This window comes from Actinacidiphila sp. bgisy145 (assembly GCF_057708125.1).
In genome coordinates this window covers 123,324-144,890 of record NZ_JBYIRL010000005.1, presented here as the reverse complement: position 1 = coordinate 144,890, position 21,567 = coordinate 123,324, and the positions used below count along the sequence as shown (strand labels likewise).

At 74.3% G+C, this 21,567-nt stretch carries 16 protein-coding genes; 3 read left to right on the top strand and 13 right to left on the bottom strand.

Annotation, left to right across the window (positions count from 1 at the left end):
* Window positions 1-174: 174 nt before the first annotated feature.
* From AC3ERT_RS06870 to AC3ERT_RS06825, 10 genes are all read right to left on the bottom strand, one after another.
* Window positions 175-921, bottom strand: coding sequence for a VIT1/CCC1 transporter family protein (locus AC3ERT_RS06870; RefSeq protein ID WP_335973655.1), 747 nt, complete (start codon window positions 919-921; stop codon window positions 175-177).
* A 178-nt stretch (window positions 922-1,099) separates the two neighbouring features.
* Window positions 1,100-2,110 carry a prolipoprotein diacylglyceryl transferase gene (lgt, locus tag AC3ERT_RS06865; RefSeq protein ID WP_435173188.1) on the bottom strand — a complete coding sequence of 337 codons (1,011 nt, stop codon included), beginning with the start codon at window positions 2,108-2,110 and terminating at the stop codon, window positions 1,100-1,102.
* Window positions 2,111-2,226: 116 nt separating this feature from the next.
* On the bottom strand, window positions 2,227-3,048 hold the full coding sequence (locus tag AC3ERT_RS06860; RefSeq protein WP_335973657.1) for a DsbA family protein: 822 nt from the start codon (window positions 3,046-3,048) through the stop codon (window positions 2,227-2,229).
* Between the two features lie 315 nt (window positions 3,049-3,363).
* Window positions 3,364-4,182 (bottom strand): tryptophan synthase subunit alpha, encoded by an 819-nt coding sequence (gene trpA / locus AC3ERT_RS06855; protein WP_335973662.1) that lies wholly within the window; start codon window positions 4,180-4,182, stop codon window positions 3,364-3,366.
* Window positions 4,179-5,432: a tryptophan synthase subunit beta gene (gene trpB, locus AC3ERT_RS06850; RefSeq protein WP_435173186.1), complete on the bottom strand. Its 1,254-nt coding sequence runs from the start codon at window positions 5,430-5,432 to the stop codon at window positions 4,179-4,181. The genes trpA and trpB overlap by 4 nt, the downstream gene beginning before the upstream one ends.
* A gap of 53 nt (window positions 5,433-5,485) precedes the next feature.
* Window positions 5,486-5,695, bottom strand: a complete 210-nt coding sequence (trpM, locus tag AC3ERT_RS06845; protein ID WP_435173229.1) for a tryptophan biosynthesis modulator TrpM — start codon at window positions 5,693-5,695, stop codon at window positions 5,486-5,488.
* The gene (gene trpC / locus AC3ERT_RS06840; protein ID WP_435173185.1) at window positions 5,692-6,501 is read right to left on the bottom strand and encodes an indole-3-glycerol phosphate synthase TrpC; all 810 of its coding nucleotides are present in this window, start codon (window positions 6,499-6,501) and stop codon (window positions 5,692-5,694) included. The genes trpM and trpC overlap by 4 nt, the downstream gene beginning before the upstream one ends.
* Before the next feature lie 160 nt (window positions 6,502-6,661).
* Window positions 6,662-7,120: a DUF2752 domain-containing protein gene (locus AC3ERT_RS06835; RefSeq protein WP_435133281.1), complete on the bottom strand. Its 459-nt coding sequence runs from the start codon at window positions 7,118-7,120 to the stop codon at window positions 6,662-6,664.
* A 177-nt stretch (window positions 7,121-7,297) separates the two neighbouring features.
* Complete coding sequence (locus AC3ERT_RS06830) at window positions 7,298-7,552, bottom strand: HGxxPAAW family protein (protein WP_335973673.1); 255 nt, start codon at window positions 7,550-7,552, stop codon at window positions 7,298-7,300.
* Window positions 7,553-8,270: 718 nt separating this feature from the next.
* The gene (locus tag AC3ERT_RS06825) at window positions 8,271-8,957 is read right to left on the bottom strand and encodes a TIGR02234 family membrane protein (protein WP_435173183.1); all 687 of its coding nucleotides are present in this window, start codon (window positions 8,955-8,957) and stop codon (window positions 8,271-8,273) included.
* Between the two features lie 245 nt (window positions 8,958-9,202).
* On the opposite strand from AC3ERT_RS06825, the gene AC3ERT_RS06820 reads away from it, so the two are divergent.
* Together AC3ERT_RS06820 and AC3ERT_RS06815 are read left to right on the top strand one after the other, a co-directional pair.
* Window positions 9,203-10,444 carry a S53 family peptidase gene (locus AC3ERT_RS06820; protein WP_435133074.1) on the top strand — a complete coding sequence of 414 codons (1,242 nt, stop codon included), beginning with the start codon at window positions 9,203-9,205 and terminating at the stop codon, window positions 10,442-10,444.
* A gap of 176 nt (window positions 10,445-10,620) precedes the next feature.
* Window positions 10,621-13,557: a helix-turn-helix transcriptional regulator gene (locus AC3ERT_RS06815; protein ID WP_435173182.1), complete on the top strand. Its 2,937-nt coding sequence runs from the start codon at window positions 10,621-10,623 to the stop codon at window positions 13,555-13,557.
* Between the two features lie 125 nt (window positions 13,558-13,682).
* Here AC3ERT_RS06815 and AC3ERT_RS06810 read toward each other — a convergent pair whose 3' ends face one another.
* The 3 genes from AC3ERT_RS06810 to hisI form a co-directional block, all read right to left on the bottom strand.
* Window positions 13,683-17,555, bottom strand: coding sequence for a carboxypeptidase regulatory-like domain-containing protein (locus AC3ERT_RS06810; protein WP_435173180.1), 3,873 nt, complete (start codon window positions 17,553-17,555; stop codon window positions 13,683-13,685).
* An 893-nt stretch (window positions 17,556-18,448) separates the two neighbouring features.
* Window positions 18,449-19,957 (bottom strand): anthranilate synthase component I, encoded by a 1,509-nt coding sequence (locus AC3ERT_RS06805; protein ID WP_435173179.1) that lies wholly within the window; start codon window positions 19,955-19,957, stop codon window positions 18,449-18,451.
* A 130-nt stretch (window positions 19,958-20,087) separates the two neighbouring features.
* Window positions 20,088-20,444 (bottom strand): phosphoribosyl-AMP cyclohydrolase, encoded by a 357-nt coding sequence (hisI, locus tag AC3ERT_RS06800; protein ID WP_435173177.1) that lies wholly within the window; start codon window positions 20,442-20,444, stop codon window positions 20,088-20,090.
* Between the two features lie 126 nt (window positions 20,445-20,570).
* Between hisI and AC3ERT_RS06795 the strand changes: the two genes are divergently transcribed.
* Entirely contained in the window at window positions 20,571-21,530 is a 960-nt protein-coding gene (locus AC3ERT_RS06795; RefSeq protein ID WP_435173176.1) for a hypothetical protein, read from the top strand.
* Window positions 21,531-21,567 lie beyond the last annotated feature (37 nt).

The following is a 21,567-nucleotide window of genomic DNA, read 5'->3' as shown; positions in this document are numbered from 1 at the left end:
TTGGGGGAAAGCTCTGCCGGTTGCGTTACCGACTGATGCCCCGTGCGGCCTGCGCTGAAACGAAGGGGAAACAGAAGTTTCCGACGAACCGCCTGCGCGGCCCGTACTTCGATGGTAAGGCCGCCCGTCAAGAGGGGTCGGACGGCCTCGGCGAGTATCTGTTTGCGCAGGTCGTCAGGCGACCGCGGAGCCGATCAGGGCGCCCAGCCCGAAGGTGACGCCGCCCGCGGCCGCGCCCAGCGCCAGCTGCCGCAGCCCGCCGAACCACCACGACCGCGCGGTCACCCCGGCCACCGCCGCGCCGCAGCCGAACAGGCCGACCAGCACCAGTACCACCGCCGGCCACAGCGCGGTCGCACCCAGCAGGTACGGCAGCACCGGCAGCAGCGCGCCCAGCGCGAAGCACACGAACGACGAGGCCGCCGCGACCAGCGGCGACGGCAGGTCGGCGGGGTCGACGCCCAGTTCCTCGCGGGCGTGGATCTCCAGCGCCTGCTCCGGGTCGGCGGACAGCTGCCGGGCGACCTCGTGGGCGAGCTCCGGCTCCACCCCGCGCGCCACGTAGCGTGCGGCCAGCTCGCGCAGCTCCGCCTCGGGGTGGCGGTCCAGCTCGGTCCGCTCGACCGCCAGCTCGGCCCGGACCAGGTCGCGCTGCGAGGCGACCGAGGTGTACTCGCCGGCCGCCATCGAGAACGCGCCCGCGGCCAGCCCGGCCAGTCCGGTCACCACCACGGTCCGCGAGCTGACGTCACCGCCGGCGACGCCCGTCATCAGGGCGAAGTTCGACACCAGGCCGTCCATCGCGCCGAACACCGCGGGCCGCAGCCAGCCGCCGCTGACGTCGCGGTGGCTGTGCTCGGCGGGTTCGGACACCTCGTACGGCGTCGCCGTACCGGTCGGCTCCACAGCGGCCGTCGTCATGTCCTACCCCTCCCCCGGGCGCCCCAGCGACCCGCGCACATCTGGCCAACGCTTCGACCGTACGCGGCATTCCGGGTCGCCGCCAGCAAGGGAAGGCTGCCCTGACCTGCGGTTTCGCTACTCAGTAGGGCGACCGGCGGGGGCGGGAGGGAACGGGAGGGAAGAGGTCAGACGGCGTTCAGGAGGACGGCTCGGAGGCCGCGCCCGAGGGGGCGGCACCCGCGTCGGCGGCCTCGGTCGGCGCATGGGCGCCGGGCGTCCCGTCCTGGCCGGAGCCACCGGGCACGTCCGGCGCGTCGACGGTCTCGGCGGTGTGGACCGGGTCGGCGGCCTCGTCGGGGCCGGCCGCACCGGACGGGTCGGCCACCGGCTCGGCGCCGGGCTCGACAACGGCCTCCCGGCCGGGCCGCATCCGCGCCGAGAGCACCATGTAGAGCACCGCGGCGAGGAAGACGACCATCGCCGTCCAGTCGTTGAGACGCAGTCCCAGGATGTGGTGCGCGTAGTCCGAGCGCATGTGCTCGATCCAGCCGCGGCCCACGCAGTACGACGCCACGTAGAGCGCGAAGGCGCGGCCGTGGCCGAGTCGGAAGCGCCGGTCGGCCCAGATCACCAGGAACCCGACACCGATGCACCACAGGCACTCGTACAGGAACGTCGGCTGGTAGATGCCCGGCACCCGGTCGCCCGCGGTGCTGGTGATCTTCAGGCCCCACGGCAGGCTGGTGTGGTTGCCGTACAGCTCCTGGTTGAACCAGTTGCCCCAGCGGCCGATGGCCTGGGCGAAGGCGATGCCCGGGGCGATCGCGTCGGCGTAGGCGGGCAGGGCGATGCCGCGCCGGCGGCAGCCGATCCACGCGCCCAGGGCGCCGAGCGCGATCGCGCCCCAGATGCCCAGGCCGCCGTCCCACACCTTGAAGGCGTTCACCCAGTCGTTGCCGCCGGTGAAGTACAGCTCGTAGTCGGTGATCACGTGGTACAGACGGCCGCCGACCAGGCCGAAGGGCACCGCCCACACCGCGATGTCCGCGACGGTCTCCCGCTTGCCGCCGCGGGCGATCCACCGCTTGTTCCCGAGCCAGACGGCCACGAAGACACCGATGATGATGCAGAACGCGTAGCCACGCAGCGGGATCGGTCCGAGGTGGATGACTCCGCGCGACGGGCTGGGAATGTATGCGAGTTCCATGGCACTGCCGACGCTACCGTGCCGGGCGGGTGATCCGGCAACCCACCCGGCTACGTCTGGATAACGTCCTACCTCCGGTCGCCGTCCGTGTCCGGGTCAGGACGGGTCGGGGCGGGTCAGGACGGGCTGGGCGTCGCGGTGACCGTGCCCGGCTTCTTGCCCTTGTTCGCGGACTGGACCATCTGCTTGAGCGAGGCCGGGGTCAGCGCGGTGGTGCCGTAGATGCTCTTGCCGTTGAGCAGCACCGTCGGGGTGGAGTTGTAGCCGGCGGTGTTGAACGCGTCGTTCGACTTCTTCACCCAGGCGTTGTGGGTGCCGTTGTCCACACAGGCGGTGAAGGCGGCGTTCTTCAGGCCCGGCACCTTGCCCGCCAGGGTGAGCAGGGTCGACTTGGTGCCGAACTTGTCGTCCTGCTCGTCGGGCTGGTTGTCGTACAGCACGTCGTGGTAGGCGCGGAACTTGCCCTGGTCCTGGGCGCAGGCGGCCGCGTTGCCCGCGTTGAGCGAGCCGGTGCCGCCGAGGTTGCCGTCGATGAGGGTGACCAGGTGGTACTCGGTGCGCAGCGCGCCGCTGTCCTCCAGGCTGTGGATGGTCGGCGTGAAGGTCTTCTCGAACTCGTCGCACGCCGGGCAGCGGAAGTCCTCGTAGACGGTCAGCGTGGACGGCGCGTCGGCCGCGCCGACCGGGATCACCAGGTTGTCCTTGCCGGTCGCGCCGCGCGGGGCCGTCACGGTGCCCGCGGAGTCGCCGGAGCTGCTCTTGCTGCCGCTGTGGTCGGCCACCGCGATGGAGATCCCGGCGGCCGCGGCCAGTACGACCACCACGGCTCCCGCCACCGTCAGGGTGCGCTTCCGCTTGGCCCTGGCCTTGTCCCGCTCGCGTTGCGCCTGAAGCGCCTGACGCGCGCTGGTCTTTCCGTTCCGGTTCTTCTCGCTCACGTCGTACCAACCGGGGGGGCGCTGCGCTTGGCTCGCGCCGTGGGGGTTTTTCGCCCGCCCGGGTGACTTTTTCTGCACGTAAGGGTGAGGGGACCCGCCCGGGTGCCCCCGGACGCTGTGCCGGGACCTTGCGGTGGGTGGGTGGCAGGTCGCGCCGTTCCCCGCGCCCCTGGGTATGCACGGGTAGCCCGTGGTGCCGGTCCGCTTGGGGTGCCCCTGCTGCCCGGTTCCCGGACCACCTGCCGGTGGGGGGTTGCGCGCGCAGTTCCCCGCGCCCCTGGGGTGCGCCCCTGCGGGGCGCACCCGGTAAGTGGGTCAGGGGGCGCGGCGGACGCCCTGCGCCAGGTCGGCGGCGAGGGCGCGGACGGCGGCGAGGCCGTCGGCAAGGTCGGGGTGGTCGAGGAGCCGCTTGACGAACGCGGAGCCGACGATCACGCCGTCGGCGAAGCCGGCCACCTCGGCGGCCTGCTCGGCGTTGGAGACGCCGAGCCCGACGCAGACGGGCAGGTCGGTGGTCGCGCGGGTGCGGGCGACCAGCCCGGCCGCCTGCTCGCCGACGCTCGCCCGGGTGCCGGTGACCCCCATGAGGGAGGCCGCGTAGACGAAGCCGCTGCCGGCCGCGGTGATCCGCGCCAGCCGCTCATCGCGGCTGGAGGGCGCGACGACGAAGACGGTGGCCAGCCCGTGCGCCTGCGCCGCCTTCCGCCACGTCTCGGACTCCTCCACCGGCAGGTCCGGCAGGATGCAGCCGGCCCCGCCCGCGTCGGCCAGCTCGGCGGCGAACCGCTCGACGCCGTACCGGTCGACCGGGTTCCAGTACGTCATGACCAGCACCGGCTTGCCGCTGGCCGCGTGGCCCTCGCGCACGGTGCGCAGCACGTCGGCGATACGGACGTGGTTCTTGTTGAGCGCGATGTCGTCGGCGGTCTGGATGACCGGCCCGTCCAGCACGGGGTCGCTGTGCGGCAGCCCGACCTCGACGATGTCGGCGCCGCCCTCGAATGCCGCCTTGACCGCCTCGATGCCGCCGTCGACGGTCGGGAACCCGGCCGGCAGGTAGGCGACGAGTGCGGCGCGCTGCTCGGCGCGGGCGTCGGCGATGGTCTGTTCCAGCAGCGTGATGGTGCCGCTCACTTCGCGTCCCCCTCGTCGTAGAGCCCGAAGTAGCGGGCGGCGGTGTCCATGTCCTTGTCGCCTCGGCCGGAGAGGTTGACCAGGACCAGGCCGTCGGGGCCCAGCTCGCGGCCGATCTCCAGGGCGCCGGCGAGCGCGTGGGCGCTCTCGATCGCGGGGATGATGCCCTCGGTCTCGGACAGCAGCCGCAGCGCCTGCATCGCCGCGTCGTCGGTGACGGCGCGGTACTCGGCGCGGCCGGTGTCCTTGAGGTAGGAGTGCTCGGGGCCGACCCCCGGGTAGTCCAGGCCGGCCGAGATCGAGTACGGCTCGGTGATCTGCCCCTCGTCGTCCTGGAGGACGTACGACCGGGAGCCGTGCAGGATGCCGGGCTCGCCGACGGTCAGGGTCGCCGCGTGCTCGCCGGTGTCCACGCCGTGTCCGGCCGGCTCGCAGCCGACCAGCCGGACCGAGGTGTCCGGCAGGAACGCGTGGAACAGGCCCATCGCGTTGGAGCCGCCGCCGACGCAGGCCACCGCCGCGTCCGGCAGCCGGCCGGCGCGCTCCAGCAGCTGGCGCCTGGCCTCCACTCCGATCACCCGGTGGAAGTCCCGCACGAGGGCGGGGAAGGGGTGCGGGCCGGCCACCGTGCCGAAGAGGTAGTGGGTGCGGTCGACGTTCGCGACCCAGTCGCGGAACGCCTCGTTGATCGCGTCCTTCAGCGTGCGGCTGCCGGAGGTGACCGCGACCACCTCGGCGCCGAGCATCCGCATCCGCGCCACGTTCAGCGCCTGGCGCTTGGTGTCGATCTCGCCCATGTAGATGGTGCAGTCCAGGCCGAACAGGGCGCACGCGGTGGCCGTCGCCACGCCGTGCTGGCCCGCGCCGGTCTCCGCGATGACCCGGGTCTTGCCCATGCGCTTGGTGAGCAGGGTCTGCCCGAGGACGTTGTTGATCTTGTGCGAGCCGGTGTGGTTGAGGTCCTCCCGCTTGAGGAAGACCCGCGCGCCGCCGGCGTGCGCGGCGAACCGCGGCACCTCGGTGAGCGCGCTCGGGCGGCCGGCGTAGTTGGCCATCAGGTCGTCGAGTTCGGCGGCGAAGGCCGGGTCGGCCTTCGCCTTCTCGTACTCCGCGGCGACCTCGTCCACGGCGGCGACCAGCGCCTCCGGGATGAACTTGCCGCCGAACGGGCCGAAGTAGCCGGCCTCGGTGGGCACGGCGCCCTGCGGGTCGGGCAGGAAGAAGGTGTGCGTGTCTGGCGTGTCGGACATACGTGTCCCCTGGGGGGTGGTCGGTGCGAGGTGGCGGACGGCTGCTGCGCGGCTCAGCCGCGGCGCCATCGGCTCCCGTTCACCTGGCCCGGCTCGCACCCGATGACGTACCGCACCCGGCGGCCCAACACCCGCCGCGCGGGCGCACGGCAGCCGCGGGGCTTGCACCCGGGTGCGAGACGCTGCGCGATGGCCATGGGGGAAAGTCTAGCGGGCCGGGCGGCGCGTGGAGCCGCGCCCGGGAGCCGCCCCGGTACGGTCAGTCGCGGCCGTGCCGCAGGGCCGGGTGCGCGCCGGCGGCGACGAGGTCGGCGACGGCCGTCCGCGGGTCGCGCCCGGTCACCAGCGACTCGCCGACCAGGACCGCGTCGGCGCCGTCGTGGGCGTAGGCGATCAGGTCGTGCGGCCCGCGCACGCCGGACTCCGCGACCTTCACGATGTGGTCGGGGATCTCCGGCGCGACCTGCGCGAAGGTGTTCCGGTCGACCTCGAGCGTCTTGAGGTTGCGCGCGTTGACCCCGATGATCCGCGCGCCCGCGTCGACCGCCCGCGCCACCTCTTCCTCGTCGTGCACCTCGACGATCGGGGTGAGCCCGATGGACTCGGCCCGCTCGACGAGGGAGACCAGCGCGGGCTGGTCGAGCGCGGCGACGATGAGCAGCGCCAGGTCGGCGCCGTAGGCGCGCGCCTCCCACAGCTGGTAGGCGGTGACGATGAAGTCCTTGCGCAGCACGGCCGTGTCGACCTTCGCCCGGACCGCCTCCAGGTCGGCGAGCGACCCGCCGAACCGGCGCTGCTCGGTGAGCACGCTGATCGCCGCGGCGCCCCCGGCCTCGTAGTCCGCCGCGAGGGCCGCCGGGTCCGCGATCGCGGCGAGCGCGCCCTTGGACGGGCTGGAGCGCTTCACCTCGCAGACCACCTTGACGCCCTCGCCGCGCAGGACGGCCACGCCGTCGCGGGCGTCCCGCGCCTTGGCCGCGCGCTCCTTGAGGTCGTCGAGAGAGACCCGGGCCTGTCGCTCGGCGAGGTCGGCTCGTACTCCGTCGATGATCTCGTCGAGCACACTCACGCGAGAACTCCCCTTCCGGCCGGTCCGAGCAGCGAAATGATCAAGCCAGTGGCGGTTGACCGCCGGCGCTCCGATGGTATCGGGCGGGGGGCACGCTACCCGAATCGCGCCGCCCGCGATCCCACCACCTGGACGAACGCGCTCGGGGCAGCCGCGCAGGTCACGGGGCGAGCGCCGCGCCGAACGGCAGGTTCCGGACAACGGTGAAAGCCAGCACGAGCCCGCCGACCGCCCACCGCCAGGCCGGCCGCACCGCCGGGTCGAACGGCCGGCCGCGCACCGCCCGCACCGCCCACAGCACCCAGACGACGGCGAAGACGGCGTATCCGGCGACGGCCACCGCGTTGCAGCCCAGCGCGGTGCGCAGGTGGCCGTGCGCCAGCGCGTACGCGCCGCGCAGACCGCCGCAGCCCGGGCAGTACACGCCCGTGTAGTACAGCAGCGGGCAGGCCGGATAGTGCCCGGGCGTGTTGGGGTCGACGGAGCCCACGTACGCGAACGCCGCCGCGACCCCGCCGAGCACCCCGAACGGTACGGCGGCGCGGCGCAGCACACCGCGGGCGCCGGGAGCGCGGTCCCGCTCCGCGGCCAGGGGCGCCCGGGGCGCCTGGGAGGTCAGGTGCGTCACGGCGCCGATTCTGCCCCCGGACACACGAAGGCGCAGCGCGCGGAACGGGTCCGGGCACTGCGCCCTGCGGGGTCCTGCGAAGCTCTGGCGGCTGCGGCCCGGGCCTCCGCCCGGTTCCGGCCGTTGGGCCGACCGGGTCCCGTGCCTGCCGGGTCCGGCGCGGCGCGCTCAGACGCCGGCGTGGGCGCCGGGCTTCTCGATGCTGCCGCCGGTGCGCTGGATCGGCTCGTACTTCTGGCCGAGGCCCATCAGCTTCATCACGCCGCCGACGACGACGCCGACCGCGATGATCGCCATGCCCAGCCAGAAACCGGCCGTGTTCGCCGCCACCATGAAGCCGCCGGCCAGGCAGCTACCGATGAACGCGATGATCACACCGGTCCAGGCGGCTGGGGTGTGTCCGTGGCCGTGCTGTGCCGCCATGTGTGCTCCCTGCTGAGTCGGGGTCGGGTCGGGCGTCCTGCGCCTCCCACTTCTTCCCCATTGTTGCGCGTGGGGACGCACCTCCCCCCACCGGGGGGTGACGTTTTCACCCGCCCCGCCGCCAGAGGGCACCCCACCTGCTGCCTGCCGACCCGTACGTGGGAGCGGTTCTTAGGGGGTGGTGCCGGTACGTGCGAGCCGCACTTACGGGGTGGCGCCGTCACGTGCGAGCCGTTCTTACGGGTTGGTGCCGTCACGTGGGAGCCGTTCTTACGTGTCGGGCACCCGACGGGCCCCTTTTTTGCCGCCCTCTCGCCTCCGGGGGCTTTAACCCGGTGTCGACAGTCGATCATGCTCGGTTCGCTCGTTCCTCGCGAACCTCCGCGTTCCCCCAGAGCTTCGCCTGGGAGGGACCCCCACCTTTCGACACCGGCGCCCCCTTTGGCTCGCTGGCTACCACGGGCGGGCCGGGGGGAAGTTGGGCACCGACCGGGCCCCCGGGCGCACGTGCGGTGGGGGCTTCCACGCAAGGGCGACCAACCTTCTCCCGGCCGACCCGTGGTAGCCGGTGAGCCGAAGGGCGCGCCGGTGTCGAAAGATGGGGGTCCCTCCCAGGCGAAGCTCTGGGGGAGCGCGGAGACCCCGAGGAACGAGGGGTCGAGCATGATCGACCGTCGACACCGGGTTAAAGCGCCCGGAGGCGAAGCGGCGGCAAAATTCAGTCGGTGGGGTCCTCGCCGCGGTCGAGGGCTTTCCAGAGGTCTTCCGGGCGGTCCGGGTCGACCGGGCGGGCGGCGGCGGTGGAGGGGCGTTCGTAGCGCGTGGAGGAGGACATCGCGGGCCAGCGGGAGCCGTAGCGCAGGGCGGTGAGCCCGGCGAGGAGCAGGAGGACGCCGCCGAGGACGGAGACGTAGGGCCAGCCGGTGGTGGCGGTGTGGGCGGCGGTGGCGTGGGTGAGGCTGGTGGCGGTGGCGGCGGCGGAGTCGAGTGCGCCGTGGTCGCCGCGGCGGGCGAGCGCGGTGGCGGCGGCGCCGAGCCCGCTGAGGGTGAGCAGCGCGGCCACGGTGTAGCGGCCGATCCGGCGGACCGCGAAGATCGCCACCAGCGAGGCGAGCCCGACCAGCGCGAGGGCGCCGGGGAGCGCGGTCATCTGGCTGCCGCTGGCGTGCACGGGCATGGCGTGGCCGGCGGAGGAGGCGGTGCCGCGGGCCCAGGTCTTGCCGGCGGCCAGCAGCACCAGGCTCGCGCCGACGACGCCGCAGGCGAGCGCGACGGCCAGGGCGCGGTAGGCGGTGCGGCGCGCGGGGTCGCCGCGGCGTACGACGCCGGGTCCGCCGGGCTCGGCCGGGTCGGGCTGCTCGGTGGACGTCGCGGGGTGCTCAGGCGCGGCCGGGGGCGTGTTCACCCCTCCACTATCCCCCTGCCCGCGCGGCGCCCGGCGGCGGGGTGCCGGGCAGGGCGCGGCGCGGGGGTCATGAGGAGCCCCCGTACCCGCCAGGTGAAGGTAAAGCGGAGATCACCAGAGCTCCCTTGTTGACGTGGACTCGTCAGTAATAACGTGCCGGGCGTCCCACTGTTCCCAAAACCGAACAGAAGCAACAGCTTTCGCACGCACTACTCCTAGCACCCCCCACCACAGGAGGAAGTCGGTTGCGCCTCTCCTTCGGCAACTTCAAGCCCCTCTCACTCCGTACCGGCATCGCGCTGACCGCAGCAGCGGGGCTGGCCGCGTCCGGACTCGCCCTCGCCTCGTCGGCCGAGGCCGCCACGACCGCGCACACGCTGCGCACCGCCCACTCGTGTGCCGTCCCCTCGGGCGTCGGCCAGATGGCGTGTCAGGCCGTCAAGGTCACCAGCGGGGCGAACACCCTGGCCCGTTCCACCGGCGCCGTCAGCCCGGCCGCCGACCCGTCCGGCTTCGGCCCGGACGACCTGCACTCCGCCTACAACCTGCCGACCACCGGCGGTTCGGGCGCCACCGTGGCGATCGTCGACGCCTACGACGACCCCAACGCCGAGTCCGACCTCGCCACCTACCGCTCCACCTACGGCCTGTCGGCGTGCACCACCGCCAACGGCTGCTTCAAGAAGGTCGGCCAGAGCGGCAGCACCACCTCGCTGCCGAGCGCCGACGCCGGCTGGGCCGAGGAGATCTCCCTCGACCTGGACATGGTCAGCGCGGTCTGCCCGCAGTGCCACATCCTCCTGGTGGAGGCGAGCAGCGCGAGCATGACCGCCCTGGGCACCTCCGTGAACACCGCGGTGTCGCTGGGCGCGAAGTACGTCTCCAACAGCTACGGCGGCGGTGAGTCCTCCTCCGACACCTCGTACGACAGCTCGTACTTCAACCACCCGGGCGTGGCCATCACGGTCAGCGCGGGCGACTCCGGCTACGGCGTGGAGTACCCGGCGGGCTCGAAGTACGTCACCGCGGTCGGCGGCACCTCGCTGACGTCCGACTCCTCCTCCCGCGGCTGGAGCGAGTCGGTGTGGGACGGCTCCGGTTCGGGCTGCTCGGCCTACGACGCGAAGCCGAGCTGGCAGACGGACACCGGCTGCTCCAAGCGCACGGTGGCCGACGTCTCGGCGGTGGCCGACCCCAGCACCGGTGTCGCGGTCTACGACACCTACGGCGGTGACGGCGGCTGGGAGGTCTTCGGCGGCACGAGCGTGTCCTCGCCGATCATCGCCTCGGTCTACGCGCTCGCGGGCACCCCGTCGTCCGGCTCCACCCCGGCGTCGTTCCCGTACGGTCACACGTCCGCCCTCAACGACGTGACCAGCGGCTCCAACGGCTCGTGCAGCACGTCCTACCTGTGCGGCGGCGCCAGCGGCTACGACGGCCCGACCGGTCTCGGCACCCCGAACGGCCTGACGGCGTTCACCGGCTGACAACCGGCGGCCCGCCAGGGCAGCACACCGCTCACCCGGTTCCCCGCACCCTCCTCCACAAGGGGTGCGGGGAACCGCGCGTTCTCCCCCGCCGAACGACCCCCCCTGGTGTTCCCCCGGGCCGCACATGAGAATTGGCCGGTCGGACGGGGGTGCCGGACGAAGGGTGGGACCGGGTGGCCGAACACGCGCTCGACGGGACGCGGTTCGTGGGGCGCGACCGCGAACTCGCCCGGGTGGTGGAGGCGTTGGCGGGCCCGCCCGCGCTCGTCCTGGTCGAGGGCGAGGCGGGCATCGGCAAGAGCCGGCTGGTGCGGGAGGCGGTGGCGGCCGGCGACCCCGACGGCGCGCGGACGCTGCCGGCGGTGTGCCCGCCGTTCCTGGAGGCCTTCACCCTCGGGCCCGTGGTGGACGCGGTACGGCAGGCCGCGCCCGACGTGGCCGCGTTGGGGCTGACCGCCGTCGCGGGCGTGCTGCGCCCGCTGTTCCCCGAGTGGTCCGGCGCCCTGCCGCCCGCACCCGAGACACCGCCCGACGCCGGAGCCGCCCGCCACCAACTCGTCCGGGCCCTGGCCGAACTGCTCGACCGGGCCGGCGTGCGGGTGCTGGTCGTGGAGGACGTGCACTGGGCCGACAGCACCACATGGGACTTCCTGGTGTACGTCGCCACCCGCCGGCCACGGCCGCTGACCCTGGTGCTCACCTACCGTCCCGAGGAGGTGGCGGCCGGCTCGCCGCTGCTGCGGCTGACCTCCCGCCCGGCGCCGGACGTCCGGCAGGTGCGCGTGACCCTCGGCGGGCTGCCGGTGTCCGACGCGGCGGGACTCGCGTCCTCGATGCTCGGCGGCGCGCGCGTCTCGGCCGCCTTCGCCGCCTTCCTCCACGACCGGACCGAGGGGGTGCCGCTGGCGCTGGAGGAGTGCGTGCGCCTCCTGCGCGACCGGGACGACCTCACCTGCCGCGACGGCGAGTGGGCGCGCCGCGGCCTGGACGAGATCGCCGTACCGCCGACGATCCGCGACTCGGTGACCGAGCGGGTGGCCCGGCTCACCGCCGACGCCCGGCGGGTGCTGCTGGCCGCCGCCGTGCTCACCGACCCGGTCGACGAACACACCCTGGCTGCCGTCACGGGCCTGCCGCCCGACCGCTGGCCCGCGGCGCTGCGCGCGGCGTACGGCAGCGGGCTGCTCGGGGAGACCGCCACCCGGCCCGGCGGGGGCCTCGCCGCCGGCCGGACCGGGATCGCCTTCCGGCACGTGCTCGCCGCGCGGGCGGTGTACGACCGGGCACCGGCCCCCGAGCGCGCGGCCGCGCACCGCCGGGCCGGCGAGGCGCTGGAGGCCACGGTGCCGCGGCCGGTCGGGCGGCTGGCCCACCACTTCCGGGAGGCCGGGCTGACCCGGCGGTGGTTCGGCTACGCCCGCCAGACCGCCCTGCTGGCGCTGTCCTCCGGGGACCATCTGACGGCGGCGACGCTGCTGCACGCCCTGATCACCGAGCCGACGCTGCCGCCCACCGAGGTCGCGGCCCTGGCCGGGCAGGTGTCGGCGCACGCGTTCACCGGTGATCCCCGGGCCGGGGAGATCGTACGGACCCTGCGGGCGGTGCTGGACTCCGGGCGGCTGGGCCGGCGCGACCGGGCCGCCGTCCGCGCCCAACTGGGCCGGATGCTGCTGACGGTGGGCGAGTACACCGAGGCGGCGGCCGTCCTCGAACAGGCCATCCCCGACCTGGCCGACCACGGCTACCCGATCGCGTCGGCGATGACCGTGCTGGGGCTGCCGCTGCACGGCTCCTGGCCGGTGGCGACACATCTGCGCTGGCTGGAGCGGGCGGAGGCGGTCGCGGCTGCCTCCGACATCGGCCCGGTGGACGGGATCGAACTGCGGCTGGCCCGGATGACCGCGCTGTTCGAACTCGGCGAGGAGTCCGGGTGGGAGCTGGCCGGCCGGGTCGGCGCGGACGAGTCGAGCCCGCGGGCCGCGATGCTGACCGCCCGGTTCCACCTCAACACCGGGCACGCGGCGATGAAGTGGGGCCGGTACGCCGACGCCCGCCGCTACCTCGCCGCGGCGGTGGACGTCGCCGGCCGGCACGGCTACCAGCGGCTGCGCGACCTGGCCGTGGTCACCACCGGCCACCTGGACTGGCTCACCGGCGCCTGGGACGGCCTGGACGAACGGCTCGCGGCCTGGCAGGAGGTGGACGGCGAACCGCTGATCCGCATGGACGCCCTGCTGGTCGGCACGCAGTTGCGGGTCGCCCGCGGCGGCCCCGACGAGTCCGCCCGCGCCGTGCTCGCGGCGGTGCGCGAGGAGAGCACCCGGCGCGGCACCACCGACCTGCCCGCGGAGACCGCCGGCGCCCTGGCCAGGGTCGCGGCACGGCCCTCGGCGGACCTCACCGCGGAACCGGTCGCCCGCATGGTCCGCAAGGGCGTCTGGCTGTGGGCCGGGGAGGTCCTGCCCGAGCACCTCGCGGCGCTGCTGTCGGCCGGCCGCCGCGGCGAGGCCGAGTCGCTGGCCGCGGCCTTCGAGGACGGCGCCCGGGGCCGCGACGCGCCCGTGCTCGCCGCCACGCTCGCCTGCTGCCGCGCCCTGCTCGCCGAGGGCCGCGGCGACCTGGCGGCGGCGGCCGCGGCCTGGGAGGCGGCCGCCACCGCGTGGCAGGCGCTGCCCCGCCCGTACGACGCGGCGAAGGCCCGGGAGCGCCGGGCCCGGTGCCTGCTGCCCGACCGGAACCGGGCCCCCGCGCTAACCGAACTGCGCACGGCCTGGCGCGAGTTCACCGCGCTCGGGGCGCGGCACGACGCGGACCGGGTGCGGCACGTGCTCGACGCGCACGGCGCCGGGACCGACGGCGCCTGGCGGCCCGGCCGGCGCGGCTACGGCGACCGCCTCTCGCCGCGCGAGCTGGAGGTCGTCCGGCTGGTCGCCACCGGCCTGACCAACCGGGAGATCGCCAAGGCGCTGTCCCGCTCGCCGAAGACGGTCGCCACGCAGCTCAACTCGGCGATGCGCAAGCACGGGGTCTCCTCGCGGACGGCGCTGGCGGTACGGGTCACCCAGGCCGGGTACGACGCCGGGGGCCCGCCCGGCCCCGGCACCTCGTGAGCCCCGGCACCTCGTGAGCCCCGGCACCTCGTGAGCCCCGCGACGTCGTGCGCCCCTGGAACCCCGTGGGCCCCGCGCCCTTGCGTGCTCGCAAGGGCGCGGGGCCGCGGGTCGGAGCCTCCGGGTCAGTGGTGCCCCTTCTTCGGGGTGACGGTGAAGGCGACCGGCACCGGCGGATGGACGTAGGGCGCGTCGGTGACCAGGGTCAGGCCCGCGGTGTAGCGGCCGGCCGCGGGGACGTCCGCGGCGTCCGCGGTGACCTGGAGGACCGCGGAGTGCCCGGGCTTGATGGTGAGGGTGGTGTGCTGCTCGGTCAGCCAGCCGACGTCGTCGCCCCCGCACTGGTCGAAGCCGGGGAGCACGTCGGCGTCGGTGGTGCCCACCCCGAAGGACAGGCCGTTGGCGTAGTCGCCGCCGACCTGGTACATCCCGCACCCGCTGCCTCCCCCGCGCAGCAGCGCGAGCGGGGTGTCCGGCAGGTCGGTCCACCGGTCGGTCACCGGGTCGAACTGGATCGCCCGGTCGGTGGAGCCCGAGGCGGTGTAGCCGCCGGCGACCTGGAGTTCGCCGTTGGCGCCGCTGGAGGCCATGCCCCAGACCGGGTAGGGCAGGTCGGGCAGCCGGGTCCAGCTGTCGGAACGGGGGTTGTAGGCGTAGGCGGTCGCCAGGGCCTGGGTGTGTCCGGCGGAGTCCTGGCTCGCCCCGCCGGCGCACACCACCTCCCCGGTGATCCCCGCGCACGCCTCGCGCTGCACGGTGCTCGGGTAGTCGGCGACCGCCGTCCAGGTGTCCGTGGCCGGGGTGTAGCGGTAGACGTCCGACCGGAGCGGGCCGCAGCCCTGGAAGCAGCCGCCGACGACGTAGAGCCCGCCGTCCAGCACCGCGGTGGCCGCGGTCTCCTCGGGTGCGGGCAGGCTCGCGACCGTGGTCCAGGTGTCGGCGGCGGGATGGTACGCGTAGACGGCGGACCGGATCTGGACGGTGCCCGCGTTCGCGTCGCCGGTCCAGCCGCCGACCACGTACAAGGTGCCGTCGAGGAAGGCCGCCGACGCGCCGGCCAGCGGCTCGGGCAGGTCGGCGATGCGCTGCCAGGCCGCGGCCACCGGGTCGTAGACGTACGCCTCGGCCAGCGCGGTGCCGCCGACGATCTGGCGGATGCCGCCGACGGAGTACGCCCTGCCCTGGTAGGAGGCCTCGGCGTTGTCCATCACCGGTTGCGGCAGCGCGGGCAGTTGCTGCCAGCTGCCGGACGAGGCGCCGGTGCCGGTGCCGGTGCCGGCGGTGTAGCTGCCGCTCTGCTCGCCCACGGTGACGGTGATCGGCGCGCCGCCGGTGTTGGTGAGGGTGACCTTCTGCCGGTCCTGCTTGCCCAGGGCCGCGCTCGCGGTGACCTTGCCGGGGGTGACCGCCAGTCGGCCCGCGGCGAGCGCCGTGTGCGTGGTGGTGACGGTGTCCCTGGTGGTGGCGACGGCCTTGGTGGCCGTGGTGTACCGGTTGGCGGCCGCGGTGTAGGTGTGGCGGCCGGCGCCCTGGGCGAACAGCCAGTACCAGCCGTCCGACAGCGCCGGGTCGTCCGGGGTGGCGGCGGTGGCGGCGGTCACCTCGGGGTCGGCGGTGTCGGTGACGACGGCGCCGTCGACCGCCTTGCCGGTGTTCGCGTCGGTGACGGTGCCGGTGACGATCCCGCCGGGCACGGTCGCGCAGCTGCCCACCGTCACGTCGTCCACCTGCCAGAGCGTCGTGCCCTGCCCGGTGAAGTGGAAGCGCAGCTCGACGTCGCCGCGGCCGTAGGCGGCGGTGAGCGGCAGGCTGACCGAGCTGATCATGTCACCGGTGGTCTGGTGCCACACCGAGGTCCAGGTCTTCCCGCCGTCGGTGCTCAGCCCGACGTCGGCGGCCGTGTCGGACGTGCCGAGGTAGGCGGTGTCGAAGTGCAGCGCGGGGTCGGTCTGCCCGCTCAGGTCCATCGCCGGCGTGGTCAGGGTGGTGTCCTCGGCGGCACCCGCGTGGTCGTAGGGGTCGGCGGTGGCGAAGTTGCCGCTGCCGCCGGTGAGGTTCCACATGGAGGAGTCGAACTGCCAGGTGTCGCCCGTACTTCCTCCGGTGACGGTCCACCCGCTCCGCGGCGCGGTCGACCAGCCCTCGAAGTCGGCCGCCGCCGGGTACGCGTAGCCGGGCGCCGCGCACCCGGCCTGGTCGGCGGAGAGCCGCACGTCGTGGCGCACGTCCGACGTGCCGACGGTGACGGTGCCGTCGGACTGCTCGTAGCCGGGGTAGACCGACGCCACGTGCAGCGTGTACGCGGCGTTCCGGGGCAGCTCGACGGAGTAGCGGCCGGTCTGCGGGTCGGTGTGGAGCACCCCGGACGGGTAGCCGTCGATGGTGATCTTCGCGTAGAGCGGGTAGCCGTGGCCGGAGCCGTCGGTGACCGTGCCGCTGACCGTGCGGGTGGGCTGCTTGGTCAGGGCGAGGTCGGTGGTGGCGGACCCGCCGACGGACACGGTGACGCCGGACGCGCTCGCGGTGTCGTAGCCGAAGTCGGTGGCGGCCGCGGTGTACGTGCCGGCCGGCAGGGTCAGGGTGTAGGCACCGGAGGAGTCGGCAGTGGCCCGGTAGGTGAGGGTGCCGTCCGCGGCGGTGAAGGTGACCACGGCGCCGGGCAGCCCGGCCCCGCCGGAGGCGTCGGTCAGGTGGCCGGCGACGGTGCCGCCGGGCTGCTGGGCGAGCGCGGACACGCCGTCAGGGGTGCCGAGGCCGGTCGGCCCGTCCCAGCCGGCGCCGGCCGTGCACAGCACGGTGCCGCAGCTGCCGTCGGTGCCGGCGGTGACGTCGAACAGGTGGTTGCCCTGGTCGGTGTACGGATACGTGACCGGGTAGGTGCCGTCGGCGGGGGTGCCGGCCAGCGCGTACATCGCGGCCATCAGCGGCGCGGACAGGCTCGTGCCGCCGACCTGGAGCCAGCCGTCCTGGCCGAGCGTGTCGTACACGCCCAGGCCCGTCTGCGGGTCGGCGTCGGCGGCGATGTCGGCGGTCGCCCGCCGGGCGCAGCCGGTGGCCAGCCCGCTCTGGTAGGCGGGCTGCGGCTCGTACAGCGAGCAGCCGCTGCCGCCCTCGGACCAGGCGGACTCGCGCCAGCCGCGGTCGCTGCCGGCGTCGGCGGTCAGCGTGGTGCCGCCGACGGCGACCACGTCCGGGTCGGACGCCGGCCAGTTGACGATGTTCCCCTTGTCCCCGGTGGACGCGGTGACCACGACGCCGGGGTGGTCGTAGTACGCGGAGTAGGAGGTCTCGATGCTGTTCTCGCCGGACAGGCCGTAGGAGTTCGAGACGAACTTCGCGCCCAGGCGCACCGCGGTGTCCGCGGCGGCGCCGAGGTCGCCGATGTCCGCCGAGTCGCCCTCGACCAGCAGGATGTGGCACTGCGGGCACGCGGAGGACACGGCGTCCAGGTCGAGCGCGGTCTCCAGGGCCCATCCGGCGTCGTCGGCGGGGTACCCGGTGCCGCCGCGCTGGTCCACCTTGCGGAAGCAGCCGTCGGAGCTCCCGCAGGCGGGCAGGCCGTACTGGGCGCGGAAGGCCGCGAGGTCGGACTCGGCGGCGGCGTAGCCGCCCGCGTCGACCACCGCGACGGTCTGCCCCTGGCCCGCGTCGGCGGGCAGCCGGTAGGCCTGCTGGATGTCGGCGGGGGTCAGCGCGGTGGACGGCGGCCCGGCGGCGTCCGCCCGGACGGTGTGGCTGGTGCCGGTGCGGATCAGGGCGTCGCAGGTGGCGACGGGCTGCCCGGAGTCCGCGTCGGCGGCGGCGCAGCCGGCCGGGGTGTACTGCGGCAGGTCGTCGGCGAGGGCGCGGGGGACCTCGGGTCCGGTGGTGCTCGTGGCGGCGGCGGTCGTTGTCACGGCGGTCGCCGGGGACGGCGTGGCCGCGGCGCCGGTGCCCTGGCCGGCGGCCAGCGTGCAGAGCGCGACGGCGGCGATGAACAGCGGGACAGGCGCGCGCATGCGCCCGCGTCGGAACATGGCGGAGGTCACCCTTTCGTCGGTCCTGACGACTCGTCGGCCGCGCGTCGGCGCGCCCGCCGTGCGGGTAATCGTCGGTGGAGGCGCGCCCAGTATCCGCACCGCCGGGGCCCGTTGACGATCGGGCAGATGACCTAAACAACCCCCCGCGGTGCCCTGGCGGGCGGCAACCAGCGAACGCCCGCCGACGTACGGCGTGCAGCGGCATACGACCGCCGGCGGCCCGGGAGCAGACGGCGGGCGACAACCGGCAGATGGCAAGCGGCACGCGGCTGGCGGCAGCACGCACCGGCGAACGCGCCCGGCAAGGAACGGCCGCCGACGCACAGCGGCGAGCCCGCCACAACCGCCGTACAGCAAGCGGCAAACGGCACTCAGCGCTCGGCGGGGGGAACCCGCGGCGCAGCGGCAGCCACCGGACGGCGGGCGGCGGCATGCGCGCAACGACCCCGGTGCAGCGAGCGGCTCTCGGCGAGTTGCGGGAGAAGGGCGCCAGGCAGCGGCCCGTGCCGACGACCGGCGCCACGCGGGCAGCAGACGGCAATCGCTGCCAGCGTCAGGTCAGCAAGCCGCACAAGCGGCGGCCCCCCGCCCGACCTCGCGGACGGCGGGCACAGACAGACTGCGAGCGGGAACCGTAATCCGCCGACGCCGGGCAGCGCGCAGCGCGACACACGACCCGACGGCGGGCAGCGGGCGCCAGACCGTTGCCGGTGGCGGGTCGGCACACCGCGCGGGCGGCGGGTGGCGATCCGCCGGCGACAGGCGGGAGCAGCGCAGCCCATGGCCGGACAGCAGACGCCGAACGGCGGGCGGCGGCGGTCAGTGGACTGTGCGGGCGGCGGCCGGGTTGGGCCGCCGCCCGGGGGCGGGTGTCAGGGGTGGAGGCGGTTGGCGGTGTCGACGGCGCGCAGCACCGCGGCGGCCTTGTTGCGGCACTCCGTGTCCTCGGCGACGGGGTCGGAGTCGGCGACGATGCCCGCGCCCGCCTGGACGTAGGCGGTGCCGTCGCGCAGCAGCGCCGTGCGGATCGCGATCGCGGTGTCGGAGTCGCCGGCGAAGTCCAGGTAGCCGACGCAGCCCCCGTACAACCCCCGCCTGCTGGGCTCCAGTTCCTCGATGATCTGCATCGCCCGGGGCTTGGGAGCGCCGGAGAGGGTGCCCGCGGGGAAGCAGGCGGTGAGCACGTCGAAGGCGGTGCGGCCGGGCGCGACGCGGCCGGTGACGGTCGAGACGATGTGCATCACGTGCGAGTAGCGCTCGATCGACATGAAGTCGACCACCTCCACGCTGCCCGGCTCGCAGACCCGGCCGAGGTCGTTGCGGCCCAGGTCGACCAGCATCAGGTGCTCGGCGCGCTCCTTGGGGTCGGCGAGCAGTTCCTCGGCGAGGGCCGCGTCGGCCTGCGGGGTCGCGCCGCGCGGCCGGGTCCCGGCGATCGGGTGCACCATCGCGTGCCCGGCCTCCACCTTGACCAGTGCCTCGGGGCTGGAGCCGACCACGTCGAAGCCGCCCGCCGCGCCGCCGTCCTCGCCCGGGAAGCGCAGCAGGTACATGTACGGGCTCGGGTTGGTGGCCCGCAGCACCCGGTAGACGTCCAACGCGCTTGCCGTGCACGGCGTCTCGAACCGCTGCGAGGGCACCACCTGGAACGCCTCGCCCGCCCTGATCCGCTCCTTGACGTCCTCCACGGCGTCGCGGAAGTCCTGGCCGCCCCAGCGGGTGGTGTACTCCGGCAGCCGTGAGGACGGCAGGGCGACCGGCGGGTGCTCGACCGGGCGGCCGAGGTCCGCCTCCATCGCGTCCAGCCGGGCCACCGCGTCGGCGTACGCCTCGTCCACGCCGGTGTCCTGGTCGTTGTGGTTGATCGCGTTGGCGATCAGCAGCACGCTGCCGTCCCAGTGGTCCAGCACGGCCATGTCCGAGGTGAGCAGCATCGTCAGCTCGGGCAGCCGGAGTTCGTCGCCACCCAGGTCGCCGATCCGCTCCAGCCGCCTGACGATGTCGTAGCCGAGGTAGCCGACCATGCCGCCGGTGAAGGGCGGCATGCCCGCGCCGAGGTCGCGCGGGGTGTGCAGCGCCTCCACGGTGGCGCGCAGCGCGACCAGCGGGTCGCCGTCCACCGGGACGCCGACCGGCGGGCTGCCGAGCCAGTGCGCCTGCCCGTCGCGGACGGTCAGCGTCGCGGCCGAGCGCACCCCGACGAAGCTGTAGCGGGACCATGCCTTGCTGTCCTCGGCGGACTCCAGCAGGAAGGTGCCGACGCGTTCCCCCGCGAGTTTTCGGTACAGGCCGACCGGGGTGTCGCCGTCCGCGAGCAATCGCCGGGTGACCGGGATGACGCGGCGGTCGACGGCGAGTTTGCGGAAGGTAGCGAGGTCCATGCAGCGGAGACTAGCCGTCCGGGCGGCGCGCTGTCCCGCCCGCCTGTCCCGCCCGGCCGCCGGGTGCTGCCGGCTCCGGGACCGCTCGCCGGCGGGAGCCGCACGCGCGGTGTCCGCGCCGGTGGAGCCGCTACCCCTCTTCCTTGAGGAGGACGTCCTCCTCGAAGCAGGTGCGGGCGCCGGTGTGGCAGGCGGCGCCGGTCTGGTCGACGCGGACGAGGAGGGTGTCCCCGTCGCAGTCCAGGGCGACGGACCTGACCTGCTGGACGTGGCCGGAGGTGTCGCCCTTGACCCAGTACTCGCGGCGGCTGCGGCTCCAGTAGGTGCAGCGGCCGGTGGTGAGGGTGCGGTGGAGCGCCTCGTCGTCCATCCAGCCGAGCATGAGCACCTCGCCGGTGTCGTACTGCTGGGCGATGGCCGGAACCAGACCGTCCGGGTTGCGTTTGAGGCGCGCGGCGATCGCGGGGTCAAGGGAGCTGGAGGACATGTTCCTATTCTGCCGCTGATTTCCCGCAACGAGAAAAGCCGCATGGAACGCCAAACGCCGCAAGGCGGTTGTCCGGTATGCGGTAGGAGCTCGCCCTGTGTCACCCGTATGGGGCATTCTTTTGCCATGGGTTTTCCTCCGCCGCCGTCAGATGGTCCGCCGCCGCCCCCGGAGCAGGGTGGCGGCTTCGGGCCGCCCCAGGGTTTCGGGCCGCCCCCGCCCCCTCCCCCGCCGGGTGAGGGCGGCTTCGGCGCCCCCCAGCAGCCGGGCGGCGGCCAGTCGTACGGCTATCCGCAGCAGCCCGGCGGCCAGCAGCCGTACGGCTACCCGCAGCAGGGCCAGCCGGGCGGGTACGGCCCGCCCGGACCTCCCGGTCCGCCGGCGCCCGGCGGCGGCTTCGGCTACCCCGGCGACCCGCAGGGCTTCGGCTACCAGCAGCCGCCCCCGCCGCCGAACAACAACAAGCGCAACGCCTGGATCGCGGTCGGCGTGGTCGTGGTGATCGGCGCGATCATCGGCGGCATAGCCCTGTCGAGCGGGGGTGACGACAAGAAGAACCAGGCCGACGACAAGCCGACCGGTACCGCGAGCACCAGCAAACTGCCCACCGGCGTCCCCTCGTTCACGCTGCCGTCGGACCTGCCCACGGGCGACCCGTCGTTCACCCTCCCGACGGACCTGCCCACCGGTGACGACACCGGCCTGCCCACCGACTCCTCGTCGCCCACCGAGAAGCTGGTGCCGTACGTCTCGCTGTCGCCGGGCACGTGCTTCGACGCGCCGTCGCTGACCCCGTCGGTCTCCGAGGTGACGAAGCGGTCGTGCAGTTCGGCGCACGACGCGCAGGTGGTCGCGAACGAGACGCTGAGCGGCACGTTCTCCAGCGACGACGAGATCCAGACCAAGGCGCTGTCGCTGTGCCAGACCGACGCGCGCAAGCACCTGCCGCAGGACGGCCGGGAGTACTACCCCTACGCGCTGTTCCCGAAGCTCGTCACGTACGAGTTGCAGGGCAAGAAGACGGTCACCTGCTCGCTGACCCGCAACAACGGCACCAACGGCACGAAGCTGTACAGCAAGCTCTGACCGGTGGCGGACGCGCCGCGGCCCGAACAGGGATGAT